The 15,992-nt window shown below is 43.5% G+C and carries 13 protein-coding genes and 4 tRNA genes; 1 reads left to right on the top strand and 16 read right to left on the bottom strand.

Annotated elements, in window-relative coordinates:
• The first annotated feature begins 139 nt into the window (after window positions 1-139).
• Entirely contained in the window at window positions 140-715 is a 576-nt protein-coding gene (locus AAY47_RS12775) for a recombinase family protein (protein ID WP_047770461.1), read from the top strand.
• Window positions 716-915: 200 nt separating this feature from the next.
• Here the strand turns inward: AAY47_RS12775 and AAY47_RS12770 are convergent.
• From AAY47_RS12770 to gpt, 16 genes are all read right to left on the bottom strand, one after another.
• Window positions 916-992: transfer RNA gene (locus AAY47_RS12770), tRNA-Arg, on the bottom strand.
• Between the two features lie 86 nt (window positions 993-1,078).
• Window positions 1,079-1,155 (bottom strand) — tRNA-Arg (locus AAY47_RS12765).
• Window positions 1,156-1,236: 81 nt separating this feature from the next.
• A tRNA-Arg gene (locus AAY47_RS12760) sits at window positions 1,237-1,313 on the bottom strand.
• Window positions 1,314-1,320: 7 nt separating this feature from the next.
• Window positions 1,321-1,413 (bottom strand) — tRNA-Ser (locus AAY47_RS12755).
• 425 nt (window positions 1,414-1,838) lie between these two features.
• A complete protein-coding gene (gene csrA, locus AAY47_RS12750; protein WP_010845367.1) occupies window positions 1,839-2,024 on the bottom strand; it encodes a carbon storage regulator CsrA in 186 nt (61 codons plus the stop codon).
• A 247-nt stretch (window positions 2,025-2,271) separates the two neighbouring features.
• Entirely contained in the window at window positions 2,272-4,899 is a 2,628-nt protein-coding gene (alaS, locus tag AAY47_RS12745) for an alanine--tRNA ligase (RefSeq protein ID WP_047770459.1), read from the bottom strand.
• Window positions 4,900-5,261: 362 nt separating this feature from the next.
• Window positions 5,262-6,338 (bottom strand): recombinase RecA, encoded by a 1,077-nt coding sequence (gene recA, locus AAY47_RS12740; RefSeq protein WP_047770457.1) that lies wholly within the window; start codon window positions 6,336-6,338, stop codon window positions 5,262-5,264.
• Window positions 6,339-6,441: 103 nt separating this feature from the next.
• On the bottom strand, window positions 6,442-6,945 hold the full coding sequence (gene pncC / locus AAY47_RS12735) for a nicotinamide-nucleotide amidase (protein WP_047770455.1): 504 nt from the start codon (window positions 6,943-6,945) through the stop codon (window positions 6,442-6,444).
• A gap of 25 nt (window positions 6,946-6,970) precedes the next feature.
• On the bottom strand, window positions 6,971-8,167 hold the full coding sequence (gene lplT / locus AAY47_RS12730) for a lysophospholipid transporter LplT (RefSeq protein WP_047770453.1): 1,197 nt from the start codon (window positions 8,165-8,167) through the stop codon (window positions 6,971-6,973).
• Window positions 8,168-8,171: 4 nt separating this feature from the next.
• Window positions 8,172-10,319 carry a bifunctional acyl-ACP--phospholipid O-acyltransferase/long-chain-fatty-acid--ACP ligase gene (gene aas, locus AAY47_RS12725; protein ID WP_047770451.1) on the bottom strand — a complete coding sequence of 716 codons (2,148 nt, stop codon included), beginning with the start codon at window positions 10,317-10,319 and terminating at the stop codon, window positions 8,172-8,174.
• 128 nt (window positions 10,320-10,447) lie between these two features.
• A complete protein-coding gene (aroL, locus tag AAY47_RS12720) occupies window positions 10,448-10,978 on the bottom strand; it encodes a shikimate kinase AroL (RefSeq protein ID WP_047770449.1) in 531 nt (176 codons plus the stop codon).
• A gap of 165 nt (window positions 10,979-11,143) precedes the next feature.
• Window positions 11,144-12,397 carry a glutamate-5-semialdehyde dehydrogenase gene (proA, locus tag AAY47_RS12715; RefSeq protein WP_047770447.1) on the bottom strand — a complete coding sequence of 418 codons (1,254 nt, stop codon included), beginning with the start codon at window positions 12,395-12,397 and terminating at the stop codon, window positions 11,144-11,146.
• 29 nt (window positions 12,398-12,426) lie between these two features.
• Window positions 12,427-13,530: a glutamate 5-kinase gene (gene proB, locus AAY47_RS12710; RefSeq protein ID WP_047770465.1), complete on the bottom strand. Its 1,104-nt coding sequence runs from the start codon at window positions 13,528-13,530 to the stop codon at window positions 12,427-12,429.
• Between the two features lie 114 nt (window positions 13,531-13,644).
• Window positions 13,645-14,046 carry a sigma factor-binding protein Crl gene (gene crl, locus AAY47_RS12705; protein WP_047770445.1) on the bottom strand — a complete coding sequence of 134 codons (402 nt, stop codon included), beginning with the start codon at window positions 14,044-14,046 and terminating at the stop codon, window positions 13,645-13,647.
• 71 nt (window positions 14,047-14,117) lie between these two features.
• The gene (gene frsA, locus AAY47_RS12700; protein ID WP_047770444.1) at window positions 14,118-15,365 is read right to left on the bottom strand and encodes an esterase FrsA; all 1,248 of its coding nucleotides are present in this window, start codon (window positions 15,363-15,365) and stop codon (window positions 14,118-14,120) included.
• 14 nt (window positions 15,366-15,379) lie between these two features.
• Window positions 15,380-15,841 (bottom strand): xanthine phosphoribosyltransferase, encoded by a 462-nt coding sequence (gpt, locus tag AAY47_RS12695; RefSeq protein WP_047770442.1) that lies wholly within the window; start codon window positions 15,839-15,841, stop codon window positions 15,380-15,382.
• Between the last annotated feature and the right edge of the window lie 151 nt (window positions 15,842-15,992).

The following is a 15,992-nucleotide window of genomic DNA, read 5'->3' as shown; positions in this document are numbered from 1 at the left end:
CCCCATTCTGAGATTTGGACAGGGCATTTTTCGCCAGCTCCACTGTTTCCGCCAAACCGAGGTATTAAGGATAAGAAGCTAATCTATTGCGAAAAATAGCCGATAAAATAAGTAAGCAAGGATGAATAAGGAGTGAGTTATGGCGAAAATCGGTTATATCAGAGTATCAACGACTGACCAGCACAGCGACTTACAACGTAACGCCTTAATCGCAGCCAACTGTGATCACATCTTTGAAGATAAAATTAGCGGTAAAACGGCCAACCGCCCGGGACTCAAACAAGCCTTAGAACACCTGAAAACAGGTGATACTTTGGTTGTCTGGAAGCTGGATAGACTGGGACGCAGTGTAAAAAACCTCATTAACCTGAATGAAAAACTGAGCAATGACGGCATTCACTTTCAGAGCCTGACTGACAGCATTGATACCAGTACGCCAATGGGACGATTTTTCTTCTATGTGATAAGTGCATTGGCTGAAATGGAACGGGAACTGATTATTGAACGTACTAATGCTGGGCTAGCCGCAGCGAGAGCACAAGGGCGTATTGGTGGCCGCCCGATAGCTTTACCAACTGAAAAATATCAATACGCTATTAAATTACTGGCAGAAGGAAAATCACGCACGGAAATTGCTGTAATTCTCAATATATCTCATTCAACAGTCTACAAATATTTACCTGTCGGTCGTGCTGCAAATGATGATGAATTTTAATTAGGCATTTCATTTTGCACTGTGCATTATAAGGCGGTAATTTCCACTCGAAACAGTGCGAAATATACCGCCAAATAGTGCGAAATTGGTCGCCGCGCTACATTCCGCACAAATTATAAACAGAATTAATAAAACAAATGTGATTTTTGAACGGAAATAAAAAGAAAAACCCCCGCCTTATCAAGGCAGGGGTTTTAAAATGGTGCATCCAGGAGGATTCGAACCTCCGACCGCTCGGTTCGTAGCCGAGTACTCTATCCAGCTGAGCTATGGATGCATTGTCAGTTTTCTATTTCTGCTCAGGCGCTATTAACTGCCTGACTTGGTAGAATTAGGTCATCCCAAAAATCAGGATGTTTAAAATGGTGCACCCAGGAGGATTCGAACCTCCGACCGCTCGGTTCGTAGCCGAGTACTCTATCCAGCTGAGCTATGGATGCGTTGTCGGTTTTCTATTTCTGTTCAGGCACTAATGATTGCCTGACTAGAATTGAGATACCTAAAAAATCGCGGTGTTTAAATGGTGCATCCAGGAGGATTCGAACCTCCGACCGCTCGGTTCGTAGCCGAGTACTCTATCCAGCTGAGCTATGGATGCATATTAATGGCGGTGAGGGAGGGATTCGAACCCTCGATGCAGCTCTTAACCACATACTCCCTTAGCAGGGGAGCGCCTTCAGCCTCTCGGCCACCTCACCATTTTTAAAACCTGCAACTTAGAAGTTTCCACTTCGTAGCTCTTCGAATCTTTTCTTCAAGCTCTTCGTCGCTGCGATGGCGCACATATTACTTTTCCTGCCTGATAAGTCAAACAATTTTTCGAAACTTTTTTCCAACTGAACGCTTAGCGCGCAAAATGCTTGATCTGTCATCTAAGAGACTCTTTTATCAACAATGAAATTGTCTAAGAACCGTTAAAATTTATGAAAATAATTATTCATCTCTATAGCCTCATGAACGATGCTTTTTCAACAGATAGAAAATAAAAAGACATGAGAGAATAGAATCAAGGTGTAGAAAAGAGATAAACATAAAAAGAGAAGTAGAAAGAAGCAGAAAAAAGAAAATAAAAGGGAGTAGAGTAGCGCCCAAGTCTTAAAAAAGCGTGGACGCCATTCTTGAATTAAAAAGTTGTAGGCTGAGATTTCTCCGCCTGAATCCGTTGATAAATTTCTTCACGGTGAACAGAAACTTCCTTGGGCGCATTTACACCAATGCGAACTTGGTTGCCTTTAACTCCCAGTACTGTGACTGTTACCTCATCGCCTATCATGAGCGTTTCACCAACTCGACGAGTCAGAATAAGCATTCTTTGCTCCTTGAAAATTTAAAAGAGTCGGGTCTCTAGGTTTCCCCGCTATTATCCATCAAACACCGTGAAAACGTAAAGCAATGATATCTACTTAAAGTATAAGCAGTTTTGAACACATTTCCTATATCTATAGGATAGCTAAAATATAAGTATGTGCCCAACATTTCAACAATTTCACAACAAAAAACATTTGGCACCATAAAAAAATGCTTTCATGGTGCCACTGCTGTCACGGCAATACCAACTATAACCGCAATGTTACCCACTCTTCTACACTAGCTAATGCGGAAGGAAGAGCTGTTATATCACTCCCACCAGCCTGAGCCAGATCAGGGCGTCCCCCTCCTTTACCGCCAACCTGTTGGGCAACAAAAGAGATTAAATCGCCTGCTTTTATTCTAGCAGTCAAATCCTTCGTTATACCAACAATTAGACTGACTTTATCACCAGTCACTGTAGAAAGCACAATAATTGCTGATTCTAACTGATTTTTTAGATCATCAACCATCGTCCTAAGCATTTTCGGTTCTATATCACCTAATTGTGTCACCAGTAGACGAACACCTTGGATTTCCTTGGCTTGGTTTGCCAAGGAAGAACTTTCCTGGACTGCTTGCTGAGATTTCAACAGTTGCAGCTCTTTCTCCAACTGTTTCGTTCTGTCCAGTGTCGTTCTCACTTTCTCATTCAGACTACTGATATCACTTTTCACCAGATGAGCGATGTCTTGCAGTAAATCAGCCTGCTGATAGATAGAGTTTAATGCAGCTTGCCCTGTAATAGCTTCAATACGGCGAATTCCTGCGGCTGTACCTGATTCACCGGCTATACGGAACAAACCTATATCACCTGTGCGACTCGCATGAGTACCACCGCATAGTTCGGTAGAAAAGCCTCCCATGCTAAGTACACGCACTTTTTCGTCATACTTCTCGCCAAACAGCGCCATAGCACCTTTGGTTTTTGCTTCTTCCAGCTCCATTAATTCTGTAACAATAGGTGAATTTTTGCGAATCTCTTCATTCACCAAGTTTTCGACTTGACGGATCTGTTCTGGCTTCATCGCCTCAAAGTGAGAGAAGTCAAAGCGCAGATACTTATCATTTACCAAAGAACCTTTCTGGGCAACGTGTTCTCCCAAAATTTGACGTAATGCCGCATGCAATAAATGGGTCGCTGAGTGATTCAAACGAATCGCACCTCTGCGTACCCCATCAATTTCAGCATTAACTGTATAATTAACGCTCAAACTACCACTAATCAATTTACCAATGTGACCTATTGCCTGAGCATATTTTTGCGTATCGACAACGTCGAATATCCCATTGTCGTTCGACAATTTACCCGTATCACCAACCTGTCCACCAGATTCAGCGTAGAATGCCGTTTTATCAAGTATAATAATTGCTTCTTCACCAGCGTGAATTTGCTCAACGGCTTGGCCATTGCGGAAGAGAGCAATAACAGTAGCTTGCTGTGAATTATGCTCATAACCACAAAAATCACTGCGTCCATCAACTTTGATCAGTTCATTGTAATCAGTACCAAAGCCACTGGATTCACGAGCACGACGACGCTGGTTTTCCATCGCCGCATCAAAACCCGCTTCATCTACTTTGATATTACGTTCGCGGCAAACATCCGCAGTCAGATCAACAGGGAAACCATAGGTATCATACAAGCGGAAAGCGGTTTCACCATCGAGCGTATCATCAGATAATTTAGCCAGCTCTTCATCCAGCAACTGCAAACCACGTTCCAAAGTACGAGCAAACTGTTCTTCTTCGGTTTTTAATATCTGCTCAACCAAAGTCTGCTGCTGTTTCAGCGCTTCACCCGCCGCACCCATGAATTTAATCAATGGTGCAACGAGCTTGTAAAAGAAGGCCTCTTTTGCCCCCAACATATTGCCATGACGAACAGCACGGCGAATGATACGGCGAAGTACATAGCCACGGTTTTCGTTGGATGGAATAACCCCATCGCAAATCAGGAACGCACATGCACGGATATGGTCTGCAACAACACGCAAAGATTTATTGGTAAGATCTGTCGCTCCTGTCACTTCTGCAACCGAAGCAATTAAGCTTTGGAATAGGTCAATCTCGTAGTTAGAGTTAACGTGTTGCAAGACGGCTGTGATACGCTCCAGTCCCATGCCGGTATCAACGGAAGGTTTTGGCAACGGCTCCATAGTGCCATCGGCATGACGGTTGAATTGCATGAAAACGATGTTCCAAATTTCAATATATCTGTCACCGTCTTCTTCTGGGCTGCCTGGAGGCCCCCCCCAAATATGTTCACCGTGGTCGTAGAAAATTTCCGTACAAGGGCCACACGGGCCAGTATCCCCCATTTGCCAGAAATTATCTGACGCATATGGTGCACCTTTATTATCGCCTATACGGATGATTCTTTCTGCTGGAACCCCGACTTCTTTATGCCAAATGTCATACGCTTCATCGTCTGTCTCATAGACAGTAACCCACAGTTTTTCTTTTGGCAGGTTAAACCATGCTTCGCTGGTCAGTAACTCCCATGCGTATTTAATTGCATCTTGCTTAAAATAATCGCCGAAACTGAAGTTACCCAACATTTCGAAAAAAGTGTGGTGGCGGGCTGTATAACCCACATTTTCTAAATCGTTATGCTTACCGCCCGCACGAACACAGCGCTGAGCCGTTGTTGCTCTAGAATAAGGCCTATTATCCAATCCTAAAAAGACATCTTTGAACTGGTTCATCCCTGCGTTGGTGAACAACAATGTTGGATCATTGGTTGGCACCAACGAGCTGCTTGGCACTATCTGGTGCCCTTTAGTATGAAAAAAGTCAAGAAACGCCTGACGGATCTCAGCGGTGCTTTTGCTCATAATTGTCCCGAAATCAAGCTGAAAAAACAGATTTATGAATGGTTGAGATGGTATATCGCATCACCATTTCAACTCACGAATAAATTAAAGTAGGGTTAAGATAGAGTGTCTTCCATAAGAAGTAAAATCCCATATAAATCCATTCGCTTTCCCGCATTGTAATTCGTCTGGGAATTTTCTGAAAGTCTGTTCGTTATACCTGTTTCAATACGCCTATTTCAAGGATGTTTATTTCCTCTATAAAAACAGACATAACAGACATAAAAGCAAAAACCACACCCGATATGGATGTGGTTTTTAAAAGCTAAGTCAGTTCTATATTATGACCAAAATAAGGAAGTTAAATTAATAACGAAAAGTCATTAAAACTCTTCGGGATTCACTTCTTCACCATTTTCTTCAGAATCTGTCACATAATCCGTGGCAGCACTACTGAACCCGCCTGTATTATTCAACAGTAAATCACGCAGTTTCTTATCTAACTCGGATGCAATTTCTAGATGTTCTTTCAAATAGATGGTGGCATTAGCTTTACCTTGTCCAATTTTATCGCCATTGTAGCTATACCATGCACCTGCTTTTTCCACCATTTTGTGTTTAACACCCAGGTCGATTAATTCACCAAAAGTATTAATACCTTCACCATAGAGAATTTGGAATTCGGCTTGTTTAAATGGTGCAGCAACTTTGTTCTTGACCACTTTCACACGCGTTTCGCTACCCACCACTTCGTCGCCATTTTTCACTGAACCAGTACGGCGGATATCCAAACGGACAGATGCATAGAATTTCAATGCATTACCACCAGTAGTCGTTTCAGGGTTGCCAAACATGACGCCAATTTTCATGCGGATCTGGTTGATAAAGATCAACAGGGTATTTGAATTTTTCAAATTCCCCGCCAATTTACGCATAGCCTGGCTCATCATACGTGCCGCCAGGCCCATATGAGAATCGCCAATTTCACCTTCAATTTCTGCTTTCGGTGTTAATGCGGCAACAGAGTCAACAATAATCACATCAACAGCACCAGAACGTGATAAGGCATCACAGATTTCCAATGCCTGTTCACCCGTATCAGGCTGAGAACACAACAGATTATCAATATCTACGCCCAGCTTTTTCGCATAAACTGGATCAAGAGCATGTTCGGCATCAATAAAAGCACAAGTTCTGCCTTCACGCTGGGCAGCGGCAATAACTTGCAGTGTCAGCGTTGTTTTACCGGAAGATTCTGGCCCGTATATTTCAACAATACGTCCCATTGGCAAACCACCTGCACCCAATGCAATATCCAGTGACAGGGAACCGGTAGAGATGGTTTCAACATCCATTGAGCGATTTTCACCCAAACGCATGATGGAACCTTTACCAAATTGTTTCTCAATTTGGCCCAGCGCTGCTGCTAGTGCTTTTTGTTTGTTTTCATCGTTAGCCATATTTACTCCTTCGCAAGCAATGAAGGGGCTGCCTCACTGCTGATAAACTGTTTTTGATACCAAAGTGCCGCATGATTATACTGTATAATCATACAGTATCAAGCTAATTTTTTACGATTTCTTCCAATAAGGTTTTTAAAGAAAAAATGACGGCCTGTAGACGCACGGCATTACGATCACCTGAAAAATGCTGGCGATAAGTTACAGTCTGGATGTTTTCATCAACATAAAAGGCAAATCCAAACCAAACTGTACCGGTTGGTTTTTCTTCACTCCCTCCCGCAGGACCAGCAATACCACTGACAGCAACAGAAATATCGGCCTTAGCGACAGTTAATGCTCCTGCTGCCATCTCTTTTACAACCTGCTCACTTACTGCACCAAATTGCGCTAATGACTCTGGTAAAACCCCCAGCATTTCATGTTTAGCGTCATTACTGTAAGTCACAAAACCACGATTAAAATAGGCCGAACTTCCCGTAATATCTGTGATCACTTTAGCTATCCAGCCTCCTGTGCAAGATTCTGCACAGGTCACGGATAATTTTCTCTGTTTTAATCTCTTTCCGAGTTCAATACTAAGCTGGTTGAGAATTTTTTCATCCATAACAGGCCTTCAACTCTATAAGAAATTAATTTTTCCGAAGCAGATCCCAAATCCATAGCCCCCCAATTGCCAAAGAAAGCAAAATACCAAAGCCAATGCCAACCGCAACGACCGAAGCTCCCAACATGATGGAAACCGAATAAAGCCCCAGCATTACCAGCATAGCACTATTTTCGCCCAGATTTTGCACAGCAACAGCTTTACCTGCTCCCATTGAATGCTTTCCATGTTCTTGCAATAGCGCATTTAATGGAACGATAAAAAGCCCACCAAATACCCCAAGGACGATCAAAATTAAGTAGGAAAATACTATTGATTGCTGAGTAGCAAAAAGAATGACCATGAACCCGATTAAGATCCCCGCAGGCATACAGCGACGCACAGTTTTCAATGTAATAAACCGCGCAGCCAAACCTGCTCCAACAATGATACCAATCGCAACTACTGCATTCATCAATGTCGGAGTCGTATTGCCATCAATCCCCAGTACCACAGGAACCCATGCCACCAACAGGAAGCGCAATGTGATACCCGCCCCCCAAAACAGGCTCGTGCCTACCAGCGAAAAACGTGTTTCCTGATTACGCCAAAGTGAAGTACAAACCGCGATGAAATCCACCAACATTTTTTTAGGATTCCACCCCTTGCCTTCACGAGCCGCCGCCAGACGAGGTATATAGAAATTAGATACGACCGCCGCACCATACAATAAGGCACAAAGCCCTAGTGCCAATATCAGACTGATATCAGAAAGGAAACCGCCAGCAACTGAACCAATCAAAATAGCTGCGATGGTAGAAGCTTCCATCATGCCATTGGCTTTTACCAAACGCCCACCATCAGTCAACTCCCCCAAGATCCCATATTTAGCAGGGGAATAAGCCGCAGCCCCAATTCCTACTAAGGTATATCCCAGAAAAGGATTCATATCGATACAGATGCTGATGGCTCCAAGCAATTTGACGCCATTAGAGAAGAGCATGACACGCCCTTTTGAAAACCGATCAGCAATTTGCCCCACAAAAGGGGCAAGTATGATATAAGTCAGGACAAAAACAATTTGCAGTACTGGCCAACTCCATTCGGGATAAAATTCCGCCTTTAATTGAGCCAGAATGGCAAAGAACAGTGCATTATCAGCAAAAGCAGAGAGAAATTGTGACAGCAATACCGCTTTCATTCCGCGAGTTAACAGCGGTTGAGTTTCCACAGTAACATCCATTTCTTTACCCCTGTTCAGCCATTTCTCTTAGTGTGACAAAATCCGGTTTGCCACTGCCAAGCAAAGGAAGCTGCTTCATATAACGAATATCTCGTGGAACCGACAACTCCGGCATTCCGATTTCACGTGCCACTCCCAGCATTCTGTTTCTATTTAGATTCACATCTGTTGTGAACAATACTAGTGCTTCGCCTTTGCTTCGATCACTTCTGGTTGTAGCCGCATGTAACGCATCCGTAGATACGTGAAAAGCTATTAGTTCTACCGCTTCGAGAGAAACCATTTCCCCTGCAAGCTTGGCAAATCGTTTCACACGTCCTTTGATCGTACAGAAACCCTCTTTGTCAATCGAAATGATATCGCCGGTATCATACCAGCCGACTTGATTGTTCCCTTCTCCGTCTTCAGCAGACGGTTGCTCCAAACGATCAGGCGCTTCAACCCGCAGATATCCTTTCATGACATTTGGCCCACGTAGCTGTAAGCGCCCCCCTTCTTCAATGCCCTGTACCGGCAACAAACGCGCTTCCATGCCAGGCAAGATCCGCCCGACAGTTCCTGGTTTTGCTGCCATCGGTACATTGATTGCCACTACCGGTGCACATTCTGTCACGCCATAACCTTCCAGAATACGGATACCAAATTTATCCTGCCAAACGCGTTTGGTGTTTTCTGATAGTTTTTCTGCGCCAGCCACCACATAGCGCAGACGGGCAAAATCATAAGGATGGGCAAAACGAGCATAATTGCCTAAAAAAGTCGATGTTCCGAACAAAACGGTACAATTACAGTCATAAACCAGCTCAGGCACAACACGATAATGTAGCGGACTAGGGTAAAGGAATACGCGACTGCCTGTCATTAATGGAGTAAATAGGCCAACTGTCAGCCCAAAAGCATGAAACAGTGGCAAAGAGGACATAAAGCGATCTCGTGGAGTAAAATCAGCAATTGTTTTTATCTGCTCAACATTCGCCAATAGGCTGGTATGGCTGTGGACAACACCTTTTGGGGCACCTTCTGAGCCTGACGTAAACAGGATCAATGCATCATCCTCCGGCTTTTGCGCAACCAAAATGGCTTTGGAAGGGAAAATTAAATGCCACAATATCCACAACTTATCTTCTCGCGTGATTGTCTCTTTCAAATCTTCGAGATATACCCAATTGGCTTCAGTCACCTGTTCTGACAGATGAGTCAATTGTCCTTTTTCCAGAAATTGGCGGGATGTTACGATGGTTTTGATAGTTGCAGCCTGCATAGCATTCTTAATGCCGCTGCTTCCTGCCGTATAGTTTAAAAGCGCCGGCACTCGTCCCTTTAACGAAGCGCCATATAGGGTAGCCGCCATTGCGGTCGCATTTGGCAACAGCAGGCCAATTCGTTCACCTTCTTGTGTAAAACGTTCTAAGATTCGGCTGATAGCCAATATTTTTTTCAGCAATGAGTGATAGCTATCTTCTTTAAAATTCACATCTTCAATGCAGGGCTTAAAGCGGCCAAAGCGTTTTTGCGCAGTAAGATAAGCGCTGAACAACGTCTCCTTTGGGCGTGTCTGCATTCTTACTTCCATCATAATGGCATGGAGATGTTCTCCTGCTAAACGACGACGTGTTGTTGAATCAGGTGCATCTGGCATGGGCAGATCGACGGCCGGTAAAATCTTGAGGGTGATTTTCGGGAACCAGTGCAATTTCATAATTCCTTTTAACCGAGCAAAAATCGTTTGTTCTGCACCATCAATTCGGATTGCTACTACTTTTGCGCCTGATTTCGCGGCAATAAAAGCGGCGCCATCATAAATTTTCATAAGGGAGCCGGTTATGGTGATCCTCCCTTCGGGGAAAATCACAAGCGGGCGCCCTTTATCCACTTCTTTGACCAATGTCCTGACTGCCATTGGATTGGTAGGATCCAGAGGCACAACATCAGCATAAGGTTTGATAAATTTGAGAAAACCGTGGGTTGCAATATTAGAATAAACAGCAAATACAGGCTTTATTGGCAGGAATAGTCCAATTAACAAGCCATCCAGAAACGAAACATGATTGGGAGTAATAATGCATTTAGGGTGTTGTAACTGCTTGATATCACCTTCGATTGTAACCCTGAAGAGTACACGAACAAGTATCCGAATAAAATTTAAGAGCATATCCATATCTCAAATATAATTAATAAAATTAAAGTGAGTAAATAGAATGATACTATAAGTTGTACAAGCAATTTGTTATATAAGATTTTCCTTTCTGTTAGAAAATAAACTTAAACATCCTTAATATATCAAATTAGTTCATTTTTCTGGTTTAAAACATAAGATTTAACGCAAGATACGATATCTTCTGTTGCAAGATTAGCATCGACAATGAAATTGGCACACGCCCGGTATAATGGCTCCCTTTCAACCAATATTTCTTCCATTTCTTCTATGATGGATTTCCCTGTCAGGCTGGGGCGCTGTGAATTCTCTGGATTAAGAGATAACCGTTTACTCAAAACTTCTGCGGATGCCTGTAAATAAATCACAATGCCATTTTGTTGCATATACTGGCGATTCTCAGACGACAATATCATTCCTCCGCCGGTTGAAATGACACGCTCACTTTGACTAACCGCTTGTAACGTTCGGCTTTCTAATTTTCTGAAATGTTCCCAGCTATATTGTTCAACAAGTTCAGCTATCGTCATTTTACTAATAGCCTGAATACTTTCATCAGTGTCAACAAATTTATACGACAACGCTTCAGACAACAACTTACCTATTGTCGTCTTCCCTGCACCTCGTGCACCTACGATGAATAGAGTTTGTTTCATTTCGTTGTTTTCCCAAAGAGTTTTAAAATTAAGCCTGAGTGCAAAGTATAGTAACTAAATATTTACACTCGTGTAAAAAGATATTTTTAATGGAGCAAAAAGCCACACTTAAAATTAAGTGTGACCTGACATAGTTCAACAAAGTCTAACTAAAACAGAATATAATCAACTACGGGGTAAATAATCACCATAGCCAATCCATTTATACGTTGTCAGTGCATCAAGCCCCATTGGACCTCTGGAGTGTAATTTCTGAGTACTGACCGCCACTTCAGCTCCCAAACCAAATTGCCCTCCATCTGTAAAACGCGTGCTGGCATTCACATATACTGCGGCAGAATCAACATGGCGCACAAAGTAATCAGCTTGCTGCAAAGATTCGGTCAGGATCGCATCAGAGTGAGCTGTACCATAAGTACGAATGTGCTCAATAGCACGATCGATGTCACTCACAATCTCCACATTCATATCTAAAGATAACCATTCATCGCAGTAATTTTCTTCTGCCACTTCAACAACCGTTGCAGGGCCATCTTTCAGGAATGTCATCGCTGATTTGCCCGCATGCAATGTCACCCCCTGTTCTTTCATTCTGATACTCAAAACTGGCAAGAAAACGGCGGCTATCTTTTCATGCACTAACAACGTTTCCAGTGAATTACAGGCACTCGGACGCTGAACTTTCGCATTAGTAATGATTTCCAGTGCTTTTTCAATATTGATGGTTTCATCCACAAATGTATGACAAACCCCAATACCGCCAGTAATCACGGGAATAGTCGATTGTTCCCGGCACAATTTATGTAACCCAGCCCCACCTCGGGGGATCAACATATCAACATAACGATCCATTTTCAGTAATTCAGCGACCAATTCACGATCGGGTTTATTGATAGCCTGAACCGCAGCTGCCGGTAACCCACTTTGTTCCAGTGCCTGCTGGATAACTTTAACCATAGCTTGATTTGTATGATGAGTCTCTTTGCCACCACGCAGTATCACCGCATTACCGGTTTTCAGGCATAAAGAGGCCACATCGATGGTAACATTGGGACGAGCTTCATAAATCACACCAATCACACCCAACGGAACTCGGCGACGGCTCAATTGCAGTCCATTATCCAATAATTGCCCATCGATAACTTGCCCTACAGGATCAGCCAAGCGGCAGACCTGTCGCACATCATTGGCAATGGTATTCAGCCGTTCCGGTGTCAGTAATAACCGATCGAGCAGCGCCTCGCTCATCCCCTGTTCGCGGGCTTGCAGCATGTCTTGCTGGTTAGCGGCAAGAATCACTTCTATTTCTGTCTCTAACAAATCAGCAATGTGATTCAGCGCCTGATTTTTCTGATTGCTACTTAATTGCGCCAGCTGCCACGATGCTGCTTTGGCGGCTTTTCCCATCTGCTCTAGCATGATGAAATCCTTAACCCTCAATCAATTCATTAAATTACGATCAAATCATCACGATGCACCGCAACCGCACCATATTCATAGCCCAGTATCTGGCTAATTTGCTGTGAATGATGGCCTGCAATCATACGTAACGCATCACTGTTGTAACGACAAACACCATGGGCCAAATCTTTGCCTGATAAGCTACGGACGCAAATAACTTCACCACGGGAAAAATCACCTTTAACGTTTTTAATTCCTTTTGGTAACAACGAGCTACCTTTTCCAACAATTGCCTCTTCTGCTCCATGATCGACAATAATTTCCCCTGCCGGAGGTGCTCCAAAGATCCAACGTTTACGGTTTTCCATCGGGCTGGCCAGGCCATGAAAGCGGGTTCCAACCGGTTTTCCGGCAATAACATCAGCGATAACATCCTGCCTGTTACCCGCGGCAATAATGACATCAATTCCAGCCCGTCCGGCCACGCCTGCTGCCTGAAGTTTTGTTGCCATTCCTCCCGTACCTAACCCCGACACACTGTCTCCGGCCATCATTTTCAGCTCATCACTGATATCATGAACTTCAGAGATCAATTTTGCCTCTGGGTTACTACGCGGATCTGCGGTATAAAGCCCTGCTATATCTGTCAGAAGCAACAATTTATCTGCACTGCCCAAAATAGCAGCCAGTGCAGAAAGATTATCATTGTCACCCACTTTAATCTCTGCTGTCGCAACGGCGTCATTTTCATTAATAATGGGAACAATGTGATTATCAAGCAAAGCCTGAAGGGTATCCCTTGCATTCAGGAAGCGTTCACGATCTTCCAAATCTGCGCGGGTCAGTAACATTTGCCCGACGTGAATACCATAAATAGAAAAAAGCTGCTCCCACAATTGGATCAGACGACTTTGCCCAACGGCTGCCAGCAACTGTTTTGAAGCAATCGTAGCCGGAAGATCAGGGTATCCTAAATGCTCACGCCCGGCAGCAATTGCACCAGAAGTCACAATAATAATGCGATGACCCTTTTCATGCTGTTGCGCACATTGGCGAACCAGTTCCACAATATGGGCACGATTCAAACGACGAGAGCCACCAGTCAATACACTCGTCCCCAGTTTCACAACCAATGTTTGGCTGCCATTCATCATATTTCTGCCATTACAGTTAATTTGAAAAAACAGTGTTCAGTTTTAACAGGAGAGAGGCGTTATGCCAACTGACATAACGCAAAATTTAATAAAAGCGGGTAAAAAACAAAATCATGCCACCACTTGCGTTTGCAAAGTGACAGTATTTGCAGATGGGATCAATGTCAGTTTAAGAACGTCAAAAGAATCAACCAGACGTTTATGGAATACTTGCAAAGTTGACTCAAGGTGTTCGAGATCGGCCTTTTTTTTGATCTTCATAGCGCGCCATTCACCATTTTTATCAAATAAACCTATTTGATAGTGATAAATAAAACCTTGCTTCTGCTCTTCCAGCTCTAACCACCACCCCCAAAATTCCCGTTTTTCCGGTGTCACCTTTGCGTCGACACAAACGGCTAAACAATCAAAGAAAAAATAACCATTTTGGCATTTTAATTCACGTACATACGGCCCTAATGCAGAAAAACGCTTCAACAACCTATTTTTAGAATAACTTGCAGGTAAAGTCATACAAAGGTCTCCTTATATACAGGACACCTTTGTATCAAATGATTAAAAAATATCAAGTAATAAATTTCGTTTTATAAAATTTTATCTTTCAACCATACACTTATTTCGTGTAATGCCTTATTAAAACCACTATAAACTGACGTGGCAGGAATAGCCCGCAATGAGCCATCCATTGATGACAGGGCAATTAACTTCGAATCTTTTCTTGGGCTGAAAATATCATCTTCCCAATACACCGAAAACATGGGTACAGAACAGCGACGGCCCAATAAACCCTGTTTTTTCAAAGAATAACAAGCCAGTTCTGAACGCAATCTCTTTTCATCAACATGATAAATTCCCAGGCGGCTGGCTAACACGTCAATATACATTGACGGGATTTTCTGCTGTAATTTTTCATCATGCAGTAATTCATGGACAATCGGACCTACCACCGATACGCCTTTAATCAGTTTCGGTTCCAGATAGGCAAGGCGGACAGCGATATTTGCCCCAAAACGAAAGCCAAATACGCCAACACGGGTATGATCAATCCACGGTACGCTGCTTAGCTGTTGTAAAACTTGTTGATGAAGTGCACATGTATCCTGCGTTAATGCGAATTTAGCGGAATACCCCACAGAAGGCATATCCACCGTTAACATGGCAAAACCAAGAGGTGCGAAGTATTCACGGAATAACCGCCAGCAATCACTCTGTACATTATCCAGACTGGCGCAAACTAATATTGTTGGATAAGGTCCCGGTACATGGGCAGGAAAGTGCAATAATCCAGTCACACTTTTGCCCCCTTCCAGCCGGAATTCCAGTTTTTTCAATTCATAATCAGAAAAACGGGCGGCATTTTCATAGGCTTTATTAGCCATCACAATGGCCTGATCGGCCAGTTCATCACCACGCAAATGAGGATAAGCCGCAATACTGTATAGCGTTGCAGCCTTTAACCAACATGCTCCGGCTTTTTCTGTATCCTCAGTATGCAATGCTTCCTGTTGCCAGTACATTGCCTGCTGGGACCACTCAAATGCCCAGTTTCCTTTACGATAGCCGACCACAGTATCCAACAAATGTTCACTACTGCGCTCGGCATCTGTCACCGCAATCCGGCTGAGAACATCTTGAATTTCCAGCGGATTGACTCCCCTCCAGATCCAAGCGAGCCAATTAATCATGCGATACCAGCACTCGCGGCGCTCCCCACCCAACTTACCAGCACTGGCAGTTACAGATTGTGGGCGAATATATTTTACCAGTGTAGACGTCTCACGTTGTTTAAGCCGGGGCTTAAACAACGATTCTGAAAGGTTTTTTTTCGTCATGACAAAAGAAAATCTTACTGTTTCTCACAAATAGGCGGAACGAACACGACGCCCATATCCCATGGCTGTTCAATCCATGTATTTTGGGGAATATCAACAACATAATCATCCACAAGAGGACGTCCGGCGGGTTTGGCAAAAATCGTTACAAAATGCGCTTTCGGATACATTTCACGAATTGCCTGAGCAGTTCCTCCGGTATCAACCAGATCATCAACCACAATGAACCCTTCACCATCACCTTCCGCTCTTTTCAATACGTTCATCTCGCGCTGATTATTGTGATCATAGCTGGAAATGCAGACTGTATCGACATGGCGAATACCCAATTCACGAGCCAGTAACGCTCCCGGAACAAGGCCACCACGGCTAACGGCAATAATGCCTTTCCACTGTTCTACGGGAAGTAAACGTTGCGCCAATTGACGGGCATGTATTTGCAACATATCCCACGTTACAACATATTTTTCACTCATAAAATTAGATCCTGGAAACTAAAGAATATTTCAGAAAAGTGCTTTTTGCGGCAAAAAGGTTGCGCGGGATTATAGTGATTTGAACCGACAAAAACCAGTAAAAACAGGGTAAGCCCTCATTCTGACAGCCCATTGCTGACAATAAAATGAT

The sequence above is a fragment of the Xenorhabdus griffiniae genome (genome assembly GCF_001028135.1).
GTDB classification, from domain to species: domain Bacteria; phylum Pseudomonadota; class Gammaproteobacteria; order Enterobacterales; family Enterobacteriaceae; genus Xenorhabdus; species Xenorhabdus bakwenae.
The sequence above is the reverse complement of the archived record's forward strand: the minus strand, read 5'-3'. Positions and strand labels throughout refer to the sequence as shown.

Coding starts and splice junctions, on each gene's coding strand:
- AAY47_RS12775 (WP_047770461.1), top strand. CDS start 140: ATGGCGAAAATCGGTTATATCAGAGTATCAACGACTGACCAGCACAGC.
- csrA (WP_010845367.1), bottom strand. CDS start 2,024: ATGCTTATTCTGACTCGTCGAGTTGGTGAAACGCTCATGATAGGCGAT.
- alaS (WP_047770459.1), bottom strand. CDS start 4,899: ATGAGCAAAAGCACCGCTGAGATCCGTCAGGCGTTTCTTGACTTTTTT.
- recA (WP_047770457.1), bottom strand. CDS start 6,338: ATGGCTAACGATGAAAACAAACAAAAAGCACTAGCAGCAGCGCTGGGC.
- pncC (WP_047770455.1), bottom strand. CDS start 6,945: ATGGATGAAAAAATTCTCAACCAGCTTAGTATTGAACTCGGAAAGAGA.
- lplT (WP_047770453.1), bottom strand. CDS start 8,167: ATGGATGTTACTGTGGAAACTCAACCGCTGTTAACTCGCGGAATGAAA.
- aas (WP_047770451.1), bottom strand. CDS start 10,319: ATGCTCTTAAATTTTATTCGGATACTTGTTCGTGTACTCTTCAGGGTT.
- aroL (WP_047770449.1), bottom strand. CDS start 10,978: ATGAAACAAACTCTATTCATCGTAGGTGCACGAGGTGCAGGGAAGACG.
- proA (WP_047770447.1), bottom strand. CDS start 12,397: ATGCTAGAGCAGATGGGAAAAGCCGCCAAAGCAGCATCGTGGCAGCTG.
- proB (WP_047770465.1), bottom strand. CDS start 13,530: ATGAATGGCAGCCAAACATTGGTTGTGAAACTGGGGACGAGTGTATTG.
- crl (WP_047770445.1), bottom strand. CDS start 14,046: ATGACTTTACCTGCAAGTTATTCTAAAAATAGGTTGTTGAAGCGTTTT.
- frsA (WP_047770444.1), bottom strand. CDS start 15,365: ATGACGAAAAAAAACCTTTCAGAATCGTTGTTTAAGCCCCGGCTTAAA.
- gpt (WP_047770442.1), bottom strand. CDS start 15,841: ATGAGTGAAAAATATGTTGTAACGTGGGATATGTTGCAAATACATGCC.